The organism is Labilibaculum sp., from assembly GCF_041595635.1.
Classification (GTDB): Bacteria; Bacteroidota; Bacteroidia; order Bacteroidales; family Marinifilaceae; genus Labilibaculum.
This window is the reverse complement of sequence record NZ_JBFHJW010000030.1, coordinates 27,931-46,037: the sequence shown is the minus strand read 5'-3', so window position 1 is coordinate 46,037 and position 18,107 is coordinate 27,931. Positions and strand designations below refer to the sequence as shown.

Here is an 18,107-nt window from a genome sequence, read left to right as displayed (position 1 = left end):
GAAGCTTTGTTACGATTGAAGAAAATTGAAGACTCAGAAAAAGAATAAAGGAATTATTGCGAGAAATTATCTATTTGAAAGCGTTAAAATAGGTTGATATCACTTATTAAAAAATGAATTATGAATAACAAGTTTTGTGATGTAAATATAAAATTGATCATGCTGTTGGTGTTGTTGGCAATAGGTAATATAACACATGCGCAGAAGGTAGATTTAGTCTACACTACATCATCGGCTAGATGGGTGAAGGGAAAGAAGGCAGTTCGTCTTACTAAAGATAAACTTGCTAAAGCAGACATTACCGTTTTTGCTGATAGTACATTACAGGTAATTGATGGAATAGGTGGAGCTTTTAATGAGCTAGGTTGGACTGCCGTTAAGGAACTTTCCGATGAAGCTGCAAATGAAGTCTTTGATGCTTTATTTAGTAAAGAAGGTTGTAATTTTTCAATGGGTAGGGTGCCAATAGGCGCAAGCGATTATGCTTTAAGTTACTACTCGATGGACGATGTGCCTGAAGATTTTGAAATGAGAGATTTTAATATCGACCGCGATCGTTTTATAATGATTCCTTACCTAAAAGAAGCTTTTAAACGTCGTCCCGATTTTAAATTGTGGGGATCTCCATGGACTCCTCCAGCATGGATGAAAGTAAATGAACATTACTCGTTGCGAGCAGGTGAAATGGGAGAAGGTCGTACGGGAGGTAATAAAATGGATCCTGGTAAAGAAATTAGAACCAGTTCGACAGCATTTAAAATGCAAAAACGCTATTTAGAAGCTTATGCTTTGTATTTTTCAAAATTTGTGAAGGCCTATAAAGAAGCTGGAACACCTGTTTTCATGATTCAACCACAAAATGAAATATTGTATGCGCCAAACTGGCCTGCTTGTACTTGGTTTACTGAAGATATGTCCTATTTTATTGGAGACTTTTTAGGTCCTAAATTTGAAGCGGATAGTTTAGATACAGAAATATGGTTGGGAACAATAAATAGTCCCGATCCACGATATGTACAATATGCATTGAAGCATAAAAGTGCAAAAAAATACATCAAGGGTGTAGGTTTTCAGTGGAATGGCGAACGTTCAATTCCAACGATCTCGAAAGAATTCCCAACTATTAAATTAATGCAGACAGAGAATAAATGTGGCGAACAGGAAAATGATTGGACGTCATTAGAAAGATCTTGGAAATCGATGGTACATTATTTTAATAACGGTGCAGGATCTTATTTATACTGGAATATGATTTTAGATGAAACAGGTAAAAGTTCATGGGGATGGCCTCAAAACTCGATGGTAGTTATCGATAGTGAATCTAAAAAAGTTACCTATAACGATGAGTTTTACTTATTCAAGCACCTTTCTCACTTTGTACAGCCTGGCGATCATTATCTGAAATCATCGGCAGGAGAGAACCATTTGGCATTTAAACTTCAGAATGGTAGTACAATCTTATTGGTTTATAATCGTGAAGATAAAGCAAAGACGGTAAACATTAAGGTAGGTGATATTGCGATTACAGCCGATTTGGAAGCTGTATCTATAAATACAATTTTGTTGAATTAATTTAGAAATTAATTAGAGGTTCCATTCTGCTATACAAACGGAATGGAACTTCTGTTTGTAAAGGTTTTGCGAGCACAATTGTTGAGGACTGGAAACAAAGCAATAGATTTAAATACAAGGGAAAATGAAAAAAATACATCTTAAAATATCAGCTTTACTATTACTTATGCTGTTTGTTGTATCAGGAACTGGTATTGCTCAGAATAAGGTAGAAATAGATACAAAAACCGAAGGAGTTACCTTTGAACATTTTTGGAGTAATTGTGTTGGGGCTGGCCGTGCAAATGAAGGATTGCGTGCAGGTTGGTTAGAGCAATTAGAATTGACACAGAAAAATTGTGGTTTTAAATCGGTTCGTTTTCATGGACTATTTCATGATGATATGTTTCCGGTATTGCAAGAGAAAGGGAAAACGGTTTACAACTGGCAATATATCGATGATTTATTCGATCGAATGTTAGATTTAAACGTGAGACCTTTTATCGAGCTTAGTTTTTTTCCAAAAAGTATAGCTGCTGAAAATAGCAAAACACAATTTTGGTGGAAAGCCAATATTACCCCTGATGAATCGAAATTTGGCGAATGGCACAATTTAGTGAAAGCATTTACTCAGCACTGTGTCGACAGATATGGTATTGATGAAGTATTAACCTGGTATTTTGAGGTTTGGAATGAACCGAATCTAATCAGAGGTTTTTGGGATGGTTCAAAATCGCAATATTTTGCTTTGTATAAGCAATCGGTAACAGCAGTACGCTCAGTTGATGAACGATTAAAAGTTGGAGGTCCTTCAACCAGCAACTTTGTTCCAGATGCTCGTTATGATGGGGAGCGTGAAAATAACAAAGGTTTTGAGGATGCTTTTTCGGTGAAAGATATTAATACATTGAATTGGAGAGGCGTTTGGATTAAAGATTTCTTGGACTATTGTGCAAAAGAAAAATTACCTGTTGATTTTATTAGTTGTCATCCTTATCCAACCGATTTTCCATTTAATCCTAAAAGCGGAAAAGGAAGAAATTTATCTCGCCACGTAACTTCTACCAAGGAAGATATGCAGTGGTTAAATAAAGTTTTAGAAGGAAGTGAATTTCCAAATGCTGAAATACATTTAACAGAATGGAATACCAGTCCAAGTAGTAGAGATGCAATGCACGATTTTCTTCCACCTGCTGCATACATTGTAAAAACGAATTTAGATTGCATTGGCTTAGTCAACTCTTTAGCATATTGGACTTTTACCGATATTTTTGAGGAAAAAGGCGGTGCGGCAAGTATTTTTCATGGCGGATTTGGTTTGATCAACTATCAAGGTCTCGTGAAACCAAGTTATCATGCCTATAGAATGTTGCATCAATTGGGTGATGAAAAATTATTTAGTGATGATCATCTTTTTGTGAGTCGCAATTCTGATAATGGAAAAATCATTGCTTTGGCCTATAACTATCCAGAAGAGTATTACAAATCTGTACCTAGAGGAAATAATAAGCGAGAAGAAGGAACCGCTAAAGAACTTAATTTCAAACTCAAAGATCTTCAACCAGGAACTATGTTTAAAGTAGAGGTTCTTGATAAGGATCATGGAAATATTCATAACTACTGGGAGAAAATGGGTAAGCCAGAACCTCCTACACGCGAACAAGTTAAGGTTATGAAAAAAGTAGCTGAAAACCTTAAAACTTCTATCCTTAAAGCGGATGAAAAAGGAGAGATCAGCATTCAGCAAGAATTATCTCCTTGGAGTGTTGTATTGATCGAGCAAATTAATTAGAAGAATAAAATAATTGTCGATTTGAGGATTGAAGAGAGAGAATTAGTTTATCAATAAAAATATAAAAAATGCGTATTAGAGTAATCATATTTATACTATTTGCAGCATTTCTGTCCAATAGCAATGCTGCAAACGCTCAAAAAAAGGCAACTGTTTCGGCAAATTCGGAAGGAGCTACTTTCGAGCATTTCTGGAGCAAGTGTGTGGGTGCTGGTCGTGCTAATGAAGCATTGCGTGCCGGTTGGTTAGAGCAATTGGAGAAAGTGGAAGAGAATTGTGGTTTTGAATACGTTCGCTTTCATGGGCTTTTTCACGATGATATGTTTCCAGTGTTTCAAGAGAAAGGAAAAACGGTTTACAACTGGCAATACATCGATGATGTTTTCGATCGTATGTTGGATATGAATGTTCGTCCTTTTGTAGAACTTGCCTTTCTTCCAACAAGTATGGCTGCTGAAAATTCGAAAACTGTATTTTGGTGGAAAGCCAATATCACACCAAAGGAAGATTCTTTTGTGGAATTTCATAAGTTGGTGAAAGCTTTTACACAGCACTGTGTAGATCGTTATGGAATTGATGAGGTCCTAAATTGGTATTTCGAGGTTTGGAATGAACCTAATTTGTATCCATTGTTCTGGGATGGTACTAAATCGCAATACTTCGAACTGTATAAGCAATCGGTGCTAGCAGTTCGTTCGGTAGATAATCGTTTGAAAGTTGGCGGACCAGCAACAAGTAATTTTGTTCCTGATGATCGTTTTGATGGAGAAGTGGAAGATCGTGAAGCTTCGAAAGAAGTATTTACTGTAAAAGATATTAATTCTCTTGATTGGCATGGTGTGTGGATCGAAGATTTCTTGAAATATTGCAAGAAAGAAAATCTACCTGTCGATTTCGTAAGTTGTCATCCTTATCCAACCGATTATGCTTTTAATCCGGAAACGGGTAAAGGTAGAGGTCTTACTCGTTTTGTTGGATCTGCAAAATTAGATTTAGAGTGGTTGAATAAAATTGTGAAAAATAGTGCTTATCCAAATGCAGAATTGCACTTAACCGAATGGAGTACGAGTCCTAGTAGTAGAGATAAAATGCACGATTTATTACCAGCGGCAGCTTATATTGTGAAAACAAATTTAGATTGTATCGGATTAACTAATTCTCTTTCGTATTGGACATTTACCGATATTTTCGAGGAAAAAGGGGGAGCTGCAAGTATTTTTCATGGCGGTTTTGGAATGATCAATTTTCAGGGTTTGGTAAAACCTTCCTATCATGCTTATCGGATGTTGAATCAATTGGGTGATGAGAAAATATACCAGAATGATAATTTAATGGTAAGCCGAAAATCTGCCGATGGAAAAATTGTTGCCTTGGCCTATAATTATCCTGAAGAAGCAAATGATGCAGTTCCTGCAGGTTATATGAGCTACGAAAAATTGGTAAATGGAACGCCTAAACAACTTAACTTTTCACTTAGCGATTTAAAACCAGGAACAATGTTTAAAATTGAAATTTTAGACAAAGATCATGGAAATGTAGAATCTTATTGGGAAAAAATGGGCAAACCAGAACCTCCAACACGCGAGCAGATTAAAGTAATGAAGGATGTTGCAGAAAACCTTAAAACCTCTTTCGTTAAAGCGGATGAAAAGGGAGAACTTATCATTCAACAAGAATTGGCTCCTTGGAACGTAGTGCTGATCGAACAAATCAACTAGGAAAATCTTAATAGATCCTTAATGTCAATTAACACATTTAACAATATGCAAAAGAAACTTACTTACTCTATATTATCAGCAATTATTTTACTGATGTGTTATAGCTGTAGTTATGATGCAAAATATGAATTTGAAAAAGTAAAAGAATCCGAAGAGTGGTCTCTACAGTTTTCAGATTCTTGCACGGGAAATTGGCAGGACAATTGGTTTTTAGATGGATTAATTGCAAAGGTAGAGAATAGTGATAAGGGAATGAATCTCATTGCAGGTCCTGAGCATAAAAATAATGCTCATCATTCGGTATTGTGGACGAAGCAGTCGTTTAAGGGCGATGTTAAAGTTGAATATGAATATACTCGAACAGATACTCAGTTAATCAATGTTAACATTCTTTACATTCAGGCTCAAGGAATTGGAAAAGGAGTTTACGATAAAGATATTTCGAAGTGGAATAAGTTAAGAGAAGTGCCTACAATGAGTATATACTACAACTATATGGATCCAATTCATATTAGTTACGCGGCATTCCCAATGACAAACGATGATCCAACTAAAGATTACATAAGGGTTAGAAAATATCCTGTAAAAGAAGGAATCACTTTCGATGATATGGCAGTAGAACCTTCTTTCTACAATATGGGATTGTTTTTACCGAATGTGCCTTATCAGGTAACTGTAATAAAAGCGGATTCGAAACTACACATGCAGGTAGTTGGCGATGGTAAAAATGAACTTTATACTTGGGATATGTCCGATAAAGAACCTTCGCTTGAGGGTAGAATTGGCCTGCGACACATGTTTACCCGTTCGGCCAGATATCGTGATTTTAAGGTTTCGGTAAAATAGGAATTGAACGATCAAGATATTCTTCATTCATTTTTATATGCAAGTTAATTTACAAGAGGACTTGTTGAGTTAACTTGCTTTTCGCTTTGTATAGTGATTTAATCTCTTTTTAAGCTTACAAAAAAGACGAAAAAAGAACCACAACTGATTAGCAAATAAGTATGAAAACGAAATTAATAGCAATTGTATTTTTGATGATGACTCTTGCTTCCTGCAATAAGAAAGTTACATCGGATAGTAATGAAATTACGGATGAAGAACGCATGGAATGGTGGCAGGAAGCACGATTTGGAATGTTTATTCATTGGGGTATTTATTCAGTTCCTGCTGGATTTTATAAAGGAGAGGCTCAAACAAATAGTGGTGAGTGGATCATGAATAAAGGTAAAATTCCAATTGCCGAGTATGAAAAATTTGCTGGACAATTCAATCCAACAGATTTTGATGCAAAAGCATTTGTTGGCCTGGCAAAAGAAGCAGGAATGAAATACATTGTTATTACAGCGAAACATCACGATGGTTTTGCCATGTTTCATTCCAAATGCAATCCTTTCAATATTGTAGATGCTACACCTTTCAAACGTGATGTGCTAAAAGAACTATCTGAAGAGTGCCAAAAGCAAGGTCTTCGTTTTGGATTTTATTATTCTCAGGCGCAAGATTGGCATCATCCTGGTGGAATGGGTAATAATTGGGATAAAACAATAAAACGAGTGAGTAGTGAGGAATATATTCTTGAAAAAGCGCTTCCTGAGGTGAATCAATTGCTAACAGAATATGGTCCAATCTCTATCTTTTGGTGGGATACTCCGCGTGATATGGGAAAAGAAGTGGTGGATAGCTTGTATCGAGTGACAACTGCGCTACAACCAGCCATTATTACCAACGATCGATTAGGAGAAGATTATCCTGGCGATCATAAAACTTATGAGCGAAGAATTCCACACAGAGCACCCAAAGATAAGTATTGGGAAGAGTGCATGCCAATAAGAGGCAGTTGGGGACACCGTAGCGATGATCGTAACTACAAATCAAAAACAATTTTAATTCGTAACCTAGTTGATATCGCGAGTAAGGGAGGAAACTATTTATTAAATGTGGGTCCAACAGCACAAGGTACTTTGTTACCCGAGTCGGTGGAACGTTTAAAATATATGGGACAATGGATGAAACGGAACAGCGAATCGATTTATGCTACACAAGCGAGTCCTTGTACACAAGCAGAGTGGGGAAGAGTAACAATGAAAATTAATGACCAAAAGGCAACGCTTTATTTAAACGTATTTAATTGGAAAAATGGAGCTGATATTGCTTTGGATTTAAACAATAATGTGGAAGCTTGTTACTTGTTGGAAGATAGTGAAAGAAGCTTTCTTACAGAATCATCTAAAGAGGGTATAGTGGTAAAACTTACTGGAGAAGCTGTTGATACAGTATCTACTGTAATCGTACTAAAACTGGATAGTTTGCCCAATCGTTTACCTCTTAAAGATATTGCGCAAGATGAGAAAGGCAATATTACCTTACTAGCAGAAAGAGCAGAATTTCAAAGTCTTGATGCTCCCGGTGCAGAATACGACGTTGAATTCAATTGTATTGGTTCTTGGAATCACGAAAAAGCAAAGGTTTACTGGACTTTCAATGTGAAAGAAGCTGGAACTTTTACACTTGAATCTAAATATACTGCAGAAAAACAATCAAAATTCACACTTTCATTAGCAGGTCAATCGGGTGAAGTGACTCTTGAACCAACAAAAAGCAGAAAGAGGTTTAATAAAGTGAATCTGGGTGAATTTGATATTCCCAAAGTAGGTGAATATACCCTTTCAATTAAGCCAGTTATGGGAGAATGGAATGCGGTACAACTTCAAGATATTTATTTGAATTGTGCGAAATAAATCAAGCTATGAATGATAGGACACCACAAAAAAATAGGATGAAGCAGAACAAGATGAAGGGAATTATATTAGTTGTCGTTCTTTTATTATCAGGAATAGTAAATGCGCAGCTTAAAACAGAGATTGGACAAGCTGATTTCTCTGATTGGAAAGGGATATCAAAAGTAAAAAATGCAATTGCTACGTTTAAAAATAGAAAAGTAATATCTTATGAATATTCAAATTGCAATCGGGTATATCCCGGTTTAATGCGCGATTTTTATGGCGATGCTGCTGATTTTAGTATTTATTCGGGATTAAGCTTCGATCTATTTTTGAAAGCGGAGACAATGGCCGAAGTTAGCCTGGTTTTAAAAGTAGATTCTCTAGATATTAATGAGCTAAACCCTGTGAATACTGCTAACCTTTGTGTGAGTGGTCAGGGCTGGCAAAAAGTATATATTCCTTGGGAACTACTCGATGTAAATGTGGGGCAACGTGGCAACACGCTTCAGGCGATTAAAAAGGTGGAGATTTGCGTAAAATCAAAAGACAATTCAAGCTATCAAATTAAAAATTTGCAGCTTACAAAAGGCGAATTAATTTCTGCAAATGCTAAAGTACTTGGTCGTTCGGCAAAGGGTGGAGAAAATGTAAGTTACGAGTTCGAAGTAGGCAATACTACCGATAAAAAACAGGGTGTACAATTGAAGTTGGAGACTCTGGGTTGGGAATCAATGAATGTGGCTCTAACACCTTCAAATTTTGAACTAGCTCCCAACGAAACTAAAGTATGTAAACTCGAAGTAAGTATTCCTAAATCTTTGCCACAAGGAATTCGCGAAAAGCAAACTGTGAAAATTATTCCCAATGGAAAAGGTTCTTCGGTACAGAAACTTGTGTTTACAACGGCAGTGGAAATCCCAACTCCTAATCTTGTTTTTACAGCTGATAAATGGCAAGATGTTAAAGATAAAATCGGAAATTACGATTGGGCGAAAGAGGCTTTGGCTGAATATGAAGAGAAAGCTTCAAGTTGGGAAGTACCCGAAGGGAATAAGGCGGTTCGAAATAAACAGATTTTTAACAAAGGGGAAGGCGATAGAATGTACGACTGCGGTGTTGCCTGGCAATTAACAGGTAATAAACTCTACGTTAAAAAGGCTTTAAAACTCTTGCGAAGATTAACGAGTCTTGAAAATGGATATCCAGTTACTCTTCATGGTGGTGGAAATTCTTTTGTTGCCGAAGGTGTTTTTTTTCAAGGTGTTGCTCGTTCCTATGATATGATTCGCGATTGCGATTTATTGACTGATGAGGATCATAAACTTATTGAGAATACATTCAGAATATTCATTGATAGAACAATTAAAGCAAATACTCGTGGGGGAATTAGCAATTGGAATGTTGCCGAAATTACCGGAGCTTTGTATTGCGCTCTAGCTCTTCAGGATTGGAATTCAATTGAGTGGTTATTGGAATCGCCAACTGGTATTTACAAGCAAATTGCCCATGGGGTGATGAGTGATGGTTGGTGGTACGAATGTGCTGTTGGCTATAATTTGTGGGTAGCTAGTGAATTCTCCGAAATTGCCATTGCCTTGCAGCCTTGGGGTATCAATTTAAAAGACATGCAGGTTCCCATTGGTACAACGCCTCATTTTTCTTTGAATCCAAGCCGAAGAGTGGGTGGGTTACATGGAATGCAATTTATGAAATGGGGTACAATTCAAAAGAACAATATTGGGATTAAAGACATGTGGGATGCGGTAATTCCATTTCTTGATTATCGTGGTGTTTTGCCTGCGGTAAACGATGCCAAAGAAGATATGGTGACAGGGAAGCCTTATGAATTGGCTTATTACCTATATCGTGATCCTGAATATGCAGCGGTAATTAATCGAGGAACTAAAAGAGATTTATTGTACGGTGTCCCTGATTTGCCAAGCGTTACATCCGAAAAGATGAAACAATCGGCTTATGCTGATAATATTGGCTTGGTTCAACTTCGTTCTCAAAGCAAAGGAAGAGAACAAAAAGATCAAATTCAAGCTGCTTTGCATTATGGTTCTCATGGAGGACATCATGGTCATTTCGATCGAACCAACTTTATAAGCATGATGCGTTATGGTCGAAGTTTCTACAATCCTGAAATGTATTGGTATGGATATGCGTCGTATTTGTATAAGTTTTTGGTGCAAACCTCCATCAATAAAAATATGGTGGTTGTCGATCAGAAAATGCAGGAACCCAAAGAGAGTTTTAAAACTCTTTTTTACACAGGAGATATGATGCAGGCAACTGCTGTTGAAACCAATACTCGCTGGAGTTATCCTCCTTATGGTGGTATGATTTACTCTAGTCAGCACGATATCGATTTTCCAGAAAAAATGTGGTTAGATGGTAAAAGCATCGAAATTCCTGAAGATAGACCCGAATATGGTTTGTGTACAGATTATACTGATCCTGTTTTGCAACGCCGTCTTATGATTATGATGGACGATTACATAGTTTTGGCTGATTATTTAGAGTCAGATCAAGAACATACTTTCGATTGGTTGATGCAGGTAAAAGGGTTCAAAGGCATTACTGCTGATGAAAAAGAATATGTTCGTCACGATAATCAAATGAGTACGGATCCGCTTGGAAGCTCTCAATTTATTATTGATTGCGATTGGTATAAAACAACAGGAACTTCAAGGACTAGTTTTGTAACTCGTTGGGGTGAAGGTGCTGATAATGAGGGTGCACGCATGCCTTTTAGTGAAGATGGTGAATTAAAAATGGATATTTTTAATGCTTGGCCACAACAAAATGAAGTGATGATTGGAACTGCTCCCGAAAGCTTTCGAGTTAGTAAGCAGTTGTGGTATTCGGTAATTGCTGATGATAAAACCATACTGAATGATAGTACGGGAGCTTGGATTTTAGGGAGTAAGCAAATCAATGTGGATATAAAAGGCAAATCGACCTTGGTTTTAGTAACAAAAACACCCGGTCGAAAATCGAACAATACCATTTTCTGGGGTGATGCAAAAGTAATTTTAAAGGATGGTTCCGAAGTATTTGTTTCAGATCTTCCAGTACAATACAAGAATGTTGAAATGCCTAAAACAAAAGGACTTGATTACTACGATGGACCCATAAAAATTGCGGGTGAGTTAATGGTTAATTCTACTCCAGCTAATCCAGAAAACACCAACGAGGAAGCTGTTATTACTGTTGATTTGTCGGGTATTGAAGCAGTAAGTTTCAGAGCCAAATTAGGCGGTGATTTTCCATTGGGAGACGAAACTCAACGTAGAAAAACCATGGCTGTTCGTAGCAAGGGAAAAACGGCTCGTTACTTATCGGTTGTGGAGCCTTACGAAACAGAACCCCTCATAAAATCGGTGAAAGCAGTAAATGCGAACAAATTGGTGGTTGAGTTAAAGGATGGAAGAGTTCAGGAAATTAGCATTTCCGAATTGGAAGGGGACGGGAAACATATTAATGTATCCGTTAAGGAAATGCTTGATGGGGTAATAATTCGAGAAGAGCAGATAAAATAATCTAAATTTCCAGAAGCATATTTGTTTAGAAAAGTTACAACAAAGAGTTTAAGTTGATAAGTGAAAATAGTGAGTAAAAGCGGAGTCCTAACCTAAAGTTAACGATTCCGCTTATTGTTTGTTGCCAAATACAACATTCTGCCTATTATTTGAACTTTTTCTCCGATTTTACGAGTCTGTTTTTAGCTAATTTTCAAGTGTATTTAAAGCACGATCCTCAATTCGAATTTGGTAGGTCTTTAAAAATGTAGGACAAATTTTAAGGGTGTACATGCAAATAAGAATTTGCTTGAAATTAATGTTTGATCAGCGGTGTGTTTTTCATAGAAAGCAGAAATATTTTTTGATCGTTTAAGGGGCGGAAACAACAAGAGTGAGTTTTTTTATTATTAATATTTAGATACTAAAAATGGCAAATAAGGATACAAAATATAATGTTTTGAGAATTAAGAACAGCTTATGTATTTTTCTGATTGGATTATTGCTAGTAGGCTGTTCTGAACAAAATATCGAACTACTATCCCCAGATGGAAATAATACAATTAAAGTTATTTCTTCGATTGAAAAGGAAGGAAAGAATGGATTTGCTTTCTCAGTTTCATACAAAGGAAAAGAAATTATTTTGCCTTCCATTATGGAATTGCGTTCAGCAGATATTGATTTTAATTCTGATTTTTCAATTGTGAAAACTGAAGAATCAACAGTTTGTAATGAGTGGACAGCGAAATTTGGTGAACGAAGTACAATTCCTGATAACTATAATCAAGTAAAAGTATATTTTGAAAGTAAATCAGCCAAACTTAATTTGATTTGTCGTGCTTACAACGAAGGTGTGGCTTTTTCTTATGAAATTCCAGAACAAAATAAGCTTACAAAGATAAATTTGGATGATGAAGTAATTAACTACCATTTTACTGCAGATCATGAGGTTTGGTCTACACCCAAAAGAGAGCCTGGGGTTTTAACAGCACAAGGACAATATCGTAAAATTCCATTGTCGGAATTAGAAGAAGGTTGTGAGCGTCCATTGGTAATTGAGATTGGTGAGGATGTGAAAATTGCTTTGGCAGAGGCTAAATTAGTTGATTATGCTCGTTTAAGTTATAAGGTGAGTAAAGAGTTCAAGTTCGGAATAACTTCTAGTCTGGATGGGAAATTGGAAGCATTAATGCAAGATACCATCACTGGAGCTTTGGAAGGACAATGGAGTCATCACTCTAAAATTGTAAAAAAGCTTCCTTTTCAATCGCCATGGCGAGTAGTGATGATGGCAGAAGATCACGGAAAATTAGTTGAAAATAATTATCTGATACAGAACTTGAATGATTCTTGTGCTATTAAAGATGTATCGTGGATTACACCTGGAAAAGTCCTTAGAGAAGGAACCTTAACAACGAAAGGAGCATTTGCGGCAATTGATTTTGTGGCTTCACACAATATGCAATACGTTCATTTTGATGCCGGATGGTATGGAAACGAAATGAACAGTAGCTCTGATGCAACGACTATTACCCTTGATCCGAAGCGCTCAAAAGGTCCTTTTGATATAGAGTCAATTTGTAAATATGCCAAAGAAAAAGGTGTTTTGGTGATGTTATATGTCAATCGTCGTGCTCTTGAAAAACAATTGGATGAAATTTTGCCTTTGTATAAAAAATGGGGTGTTGCTGGAATAAAGTATGGTTTTGTTCGTGTTGGTGATCAGGATGCAACTGAATGGTTACACAATGCGGTTCAGAAAACAGCTCAATACGAAATGATAATGGATGTTCATGATGAATATCGTCCAACCGGCTTTTCCAGAACTTATCCTAATTTACTGACTCAAGAAGGCATTGGTGGTGATGAAACTACAGTTACTAATGCTCAAACTTTAATCCACATGTTTACTCGTACTTTGGCAGGAGCTTCGGATAATACCGTTTGTTACTACAATTCTCGAGTTGAGAAAATGGGTTCGCATGCTTCTCAATTAGCTAAAACAGTGTGTATTTTCAGTCCACTTCAATTTCTATATTGGTACGATAAGGCTCCTTCTGCACCTGTTAAAAACGATGCACTGTGGGGAAATACCAATACCATTGGAAATGAGCCTGAATTGGAATTTTTTAACAATGTACCAACTACCTGGGATGAAACTAAGGTCTTAGAATGTAAAATAGGAGACTTAGGTGTGATAGCGCGCCGAAAAGGCGCCGATTGGTTTATTGGAGGCATTAACGGCGAGAAAGATAATAAAGTAAAAATCGATTTTTCATTTTTAAAAGAAGGAGTTAAATACTCTTCAAAAATATATACTGATGATGAGGAGGTTAAAACTCGAACACATGTAAAAATTGAAGAGAAACAATTGAATTCAAAAAGTTCTATCCAATTGAATCTAAAAGCCAATAATGGTTTTGCTATGCATTTGAAACGGAAAAATTAAGAAATATAAGTTTATAAATATGAAATTATCTGTATTTAAAATTGTTACTGTTCTGCTTGTCGCGATAAGCTTTGTAGGCTGTAAAAAAGAAGTGAGACAACCGAACTTTTTATTTGTTTTGGTGGATGATCAGTCACCCTTCGATTTAAATCTGTACGATTCGGCTTCTATATTAGAAACACCCAATATCGATAAGATCGCCAAAGGAGGAATGGTTTTCGAAAGCGCTCGCAATATGGGTTCAATGAATGGAGCTGTTTGTACGCCTTCTCGTCACATGATTATGAGTGGGCGTACGGTCTGGCATTTGCCGCCAAGTGCAGAGTTTCAGAAACAAACCAGTTTTAATTCTATCGATACCATGACCATTGGAGCTGTTTTTAATCGGGCAGGTTACAAAACCATGCGTACTTGTAAAAAAGGGAATTCCTATCCTGGTGCAAACAGACAGTTTACAGTGGTTCACGACAAAACAAAAAGAGGAGGAACTGAAGAGAGTGGAAGTGCTTGGCATTCGAAACAGGTACTGAATTATCTTAATGAGCGAGAAAATGCAAAAACGACTGATCCATTTTTTATCTACTTCGGATTCTCACATCCTCACGATACTAGAAACGGAACACCAGAACTATTAGCAAAATATGGAGCTGTAAATCACAAAGATCCGAACAGTTTGCCACCAGCGAATCCTAAACAACCCGAATTGCAGGATAATTACCTTGCTGCACAGCCATTTTTTCATGGGCATCCAAACTTGCGTGATGAAGAACGTGTGAGTGGTGTTTGGAAAAACAGAGATGAAAGAACTATCAGAAATGAGTTGGGACGAGAATATGCTTGTGATGAGAACATCGATATCCAAATAGGTAAAGTGCTGAAAAAATTGGAAGAAATGGGTGAGTTGGATAATACTTACATTATTTATACTGCCGATCATGGAATCTCTATTGGGCGACATGGTTTTATGGGAAAACAAAATTTATATGAGCACACATGGAGAGTTCCTTTTATTGTGAATGGTCCTGGAATTAAAGCAGGAACTCGCGTGAAAGGAAATATCTATTTACTAGATGTATTGCCTACTTTATGCGATTTGGCAGGTTTGGAAATACCTGAAACGGTAGAAGGAAAAAGCTTTAAGTCAGTTTTGGAAGGAAAAGAAAATACCATTAGAGATGTAATGTATGGTGTGTATTGCGGGGGAACAAAGCCAGGAATGCGTACCGTTAAAAAGGGCGATTGGAAGTTGATAAAATACGATGTGATGGATGGAGCCATTCATGAAACACAACTTTTTAATTTGGCCGAAAATCCAAACGAATATTTACCTGAACATGGTAAAACGGGAGAAATGGAAACCAATTTGGCAAATAACCCAAAATATACCGACAAATTGAAAGAGATGGAAGCGCTGCTGTTGGAGCAAATGGTAGAGAACGACGATCCTTACCGATTGTGGAATCAGAAATAATAGGATAGCCAAAATTATGAAGATAGAAAAGAAATAAATGGAGCGGGAACCAATGATATTTACCCTAAAAACAAAAATAGCGAAGAGCTTAATTACTTGTTTATTGTTAGTGTTTCCGCTTGTGGGAATGGCACAAATGCATAAACATCCTCGGATCTTAAATAATGAGGATGCAAAAGATGAGTTTCAGAAATCGATTTCCAATACTGAATGGAAGAAAAACTTCGTTGAAAAGAAAAAAGAAAACGTAGCTAAATGCCTGGAATTGTGCAAGAATGATCCAGAGTGGTTGGTGTCGCGTTTGCAGATGAACTGGAAAACCAAGCATTCAAATGTCTACTTGCGCGGAGGTGATTTTGCTTACTCTGATGGAGAAGCTCCTGTTCCAACCGTGCGGTATTCTGGAACACGCGATTGGGCTACCGATTACAAAGGCCTGGCACTTGAAGATATTGAGCCTTATTTTGATGATCCTAGAGGTTATTTTTTAGAGAACAAAGAAACGGGAAAAAAAGAGTGGGTGCATCCTTCAAAAACGGGGCATATGATAGAAGGCATTAACCGCCGTATTTTATCTATTGTTGAGGATGCTGCTTTTTTATATTGGTTAACAGGAGAAGAGAAATATGCTAAACTTGCTGAACCTGTGTTTAAAACTTACATCGATGGCATGTATTATCGTAACCCGCCTGAAATAATAGATGAATCAAGCCAGAGGTTTATTTCTGGATTGGCAACCTTCGAGGTGATTCACGAACAGGCTGTTATTCACTTGTCTGTAGCCTACGATTATCTGTATAATTATTTTGTTAATAACAAAAAAGACTTAAGTAAGACGGTAGCAGTATTGCAAAAATGGGGCGATCAGATTATTAAGTTTGGCATCCCAGATAATAACTGGAATTTATTTCAAGCCAGGTTCTTAACCTATATTGCATTGGCACTCGATAATGATTTTGAATACAAAAACGGTAAAGGGCAGCAGTATTATTTAAAGTATACTTATAATGAGTCTACACCAAGGCAAATTGCCATAAAAGATGCTTTACTGGTGTACGATCAGGAAACGGGTATTTGGCCAGAGTCTCCGTCATATTCCATGCATGTAAATACAAGTTTGCTCGAAATTTTGGCTTTGCTCGACAATGCAACAAATGCAAATGAGTTGGCTAATTTTCCAATTATTGAAAAGGCAGCATTAGCATGTTTTCAATACCTTTTTCCTAGTGGAAACAATGTAGGTTTTGGCGATTCAGGTCACGGGACTATACCCTTCGAAAATTTTGAAATGCTTATTGCTAACTACAATAAATACGATAATCTAGAAAAAGAGCGGCTGATTACTTCTTTGCTTAAACCTTACCTTGAAAATGGAGCCTACAAGCGAAGAGCCAAGAGCTTGTTTCAATTGTGTTTTTATGTAGATGAGCTATGCGATGTTCAGTCAAAAGCAGATTTGGAAAGCTCAGGTTTAATTACGCCAACTTTTTATGCACCCAATGTGAGTTGGTTTGTTCAACGAATGGGCAAAGGAGATGAAGCCATTATGGTTTCAACGGTGGGTTCTTTTGGTAATCATGCACATACAAATGGTATTGCTATGGAATTGTTTGCAAATAACTATGTTCACGGTCCAGATATGGGCAGAGGCAGAAGCTATTGGAGTGCTGACTTTAAGGAATACTATGCAAAAATGCCAGCGCACAACACGGTGGTGGTAAATGGGATATCCGACTATTCAAACATGCGTAGTTATCATCCCTTTAGTTTGGATAATTCTTTCCCAAAATCAGCTGTGTCAGATCCTCTTTTTAAGCAGATTTCCTTTTCTAAGGTTTCTTTTGTAGAACCTAAAACAAAAGCTAAACAACAACGATTATCGGCTATAATTAATACACCAACAGGTAAAGCTTATGTGTTGGATTTATTCAGATCGAAAACGGAGGATGAAGAAGAACAGAAACATGAATATTTTTACCATAACCTGGCACACTCATTCGATTTGTTAAGTAAGGATAATCAAACATTAAAACTTCATGAAACCAGTGATTTAACTTCGAAAGAAGGTCAGTTAAAAGCTTATGATTATTTAAGCGATAAAAAATCAGTTGCTTATGGAGAAGATGTAAAGGCTTTATTTACAATTGAAGAGGAGCTTAAGCCAAATAACCTCATGAAAGTTTGGATAAAAGGGGATAAAAGCCAAACGATATATTCCGTTAAAAGTCCAAAGAGTAATGCGATATCTAAAGGTACAGGTACTGCGCCAAAATCATTGATAGGTGAAAAAATGCCAACATTGATTCTTAAACGAGATCAGGAGGCTTGGCACAAACCATTTGTACTGGTTTTTAATCCATATTTCGAAAATAGAATCAATCCCATTAAAGATGTTCAGTTCAGGAACGTTGATGGTGATTGTCAGGAAATTATGATTACTCATTCCGACGCTGTTACAAATGATTTAATTCTAGCGACTCCTTCTGAAAATGATGTAGTATCCAACAAAACATTTTATCAGAAAGGTTTATTGTCTATCGTCAGGGAAAAGAAAGAAATAGTTATGCCTGAGTTTATTTTTGTTTCAGGAGTATTTCAATTTAAATACAAGCAATGGGAAGTGTTAGCTGTTAATCAATCTGCAACAGTTTCCATCGAAAAGAAAGAGGATGGATTTTGGCTTGAAAATGATGCGCCTCTTGTAATCAAAGTTCCGATTATTAGTGATTTTAAACCATCAAAGATTCGCTTGTTTGGCAAGGATGGAAGCTTTGTAGAACGAAAAGGAAATATCAACAGGAATAACCCAAATCAAATAGAATTTAGGTTAGAGAAAGCTTATAGTAAATCAATTATTGTTTCGGAATAAGAGT

Annotated in this window: 9 protein-coding genes; all 9 read left to right on the top strand. The window is 36.7% G+C overall.

The annotated features are described in order from the left end of the window. Positions 1 to 120 precede the first annotated feature (120 nt). The 9 genes from ABYT26_RS10130 (at position 121) to ABYT26_RS10090 (ending at position 18,103) form a co-directional block, all read left to right on the top strand. A complete protein-coding gene (locus tag ABYT26_RS10130; RefSeq protein WP_372753473.1) occupies positions 121 to 1,572 on the top strand; it encodes a glycoside hydrolase family 30 beta sandwich domain-containing protein in 1,452 nt (483 codons plus the stop codon). 124 nt (positions 1,573 to 1,696) lie between these two features. Beyond that, entirely contained in the window at positions 1,697 to 3,343 is a 1,647-nt protein-coding gene (locus tag ABYT26_RS10125) for a hypothetical protein (protein WP_372753471.1), read from the top strand. Positions 3,344 to 3,411: 68 nt separating this feature from the next. Continuing rightward, on the top strand, positions 3,412 to 5,061 hold the full coding sequence (locus ABYT26_RS10120; RefSeq protein WP_372753469.1) for a hypothetical protein: 1,650 nt from the start codon (positions 3,412 to 3,414) through the stop codon (positions 5,059 to 5,061). Positions 5,062 to 5,106: 45 nt separating this feature from the next. Beyond that, positions 5,107 to 5,907 carry a DUF1961 family protein gene (locus ABYT26_RS10115; protein WP_372753467.1) on the top strand — a complete coding sequence of 267 codons (801 nt, stop codon included), beginning with the start codon at positions 5,107 to 5,109 and terminating at the stop codon, positions 5,905 to 5,907. A 161-nt stretch (positions 5,908 to 6,068) separates the two neighbouring features. Next, positions 6,069 to 7,805 carry an alpha-L-fucosidase gene (locus ABYT26_RS10110; protein WP_372753465.1) on the top strand — a complete coding sequence of 579 codons (1,737 nt, stop codon included), beginning with the start codon at positions 6,069 to 6,071 and terminating at the stop codon, positions 7,803 to 7,805. A gap of 38 nt (positions 7,806 to 7,843) precedes the next feature. Beyond that, on the top strand, positions 7,844 to 11,335 hold the full coding sequence (locus tag ABYT26_RS10105) for a hypothetical protein (protein WP_372753463.1): 3,492 nt from the start codon (positions 7,844 to 7,846) through the stop codon (positions 11,333 to 11,335). A 409-nt stretch (positions 11,336 to 11,744) separates the two neighbouring features. Beyond that, positions 11,745 to 13,763, top strand: a complete 2,019-nt coding sequence (locus ABYT26_RS10100; RefSeq protein ID WP_372753461.1) for a glycoside hydrolase family 97 N-terminal domain-containing protein — start codon at positions 11,745 to 11,747, stop codon at positions 13,761 to 13,763. Between the two features lie 19 nt (positions 13,764 to 13,782). Further along, positions 13,783 to 15,234: a sulfatase-like hydrolase/transferase gene (locus tag ABYT26_RS10095; protein ID WP_372753459.1), complete on the top strand. Its 1,452-nt coding sequence runs from the start codon at positions 13,783 to 13,785 to the stop codon at positions 15,232 to 15,234. A 37-nt stretch (positions 15,235 to 15,271) separates the two neighbouring features. After that, complete coding sequence (locus ABYT26_RS10090; RefSeq protein ID WP_372753457.1) at positions 15,272 to 18,103, top strand: hypothetical protein; 2,832 nt, start codon at positions 15,272 to 15,274, stop codon at positions 18,101 to 18,103. Positions 18,104 to 18,107 lie beyond the last annotated feature (4 nt).

Bases quoted from the DNA above. Each gene is read 5' to 3' on its own strand.
- ABYT26_RS10130 (WP_372753473.1), top strand. From the start codon at position 121: ATGAATAACAAGTTTTGTGATGTAAATATAAAATTGATCATGCTGTTG.
- ABYT26_RS10125 (WP_372753471.1), top strand. From the start codon at position 1,697: ATGAAAAAAATACATCTTAAAATATCAGCTTTACTATTACTTATGCTG.
- ABYT26_RS10120 (WP_372753469.1), top strand. From the start codon at position 3,412: ATGCGTATTAGAGTAATCATATTTATACTATTTGCAGCATTTCTGTCC.
- ABYT26_RS10115 (WP_372753467.1), top strand. From the start codon at position 5,107: ATGCAAAAGAAACTTACTTACTCTATATTATCAGCAATTATTTTACTG.
- ABYT26_RS10110 (WP_372753465.1), top strand. From the start codon at position 6,069: ATGAAAACGAAATTAATAGCAATTGTATTTTTGATGATGACTCTTGCT.
- ABYT26_RS10105 (WP_372753463.1), top strand. From the start codon at position 7,844: ATGAAGCAGAACAAGATGAAGGGAATTATATTAGTTGTCGTTCTTTTA.
- ABYT26_RS10100 (WP_372753461.1), top strand. From the start codon at position 11,745: ATGGCAAATAAGGATACAAAATATAATGTTTTGAGAATTAAGAACAGC.
- ABYT26_RS10095 (WP_372753459.1), top strand. From the start codon at position 13,783: ATGAAATTATCTGTATTTAAAATTGTTACTGTTCTGCTTGTCGCGATA.
- ABYT26_RS10090 (WP_372753457.1), top strand. From the start codon at position 15,272: ATGGAGCGGGAACCAATGATATTTACCCTAAAAACAAAAATAGCGAAG.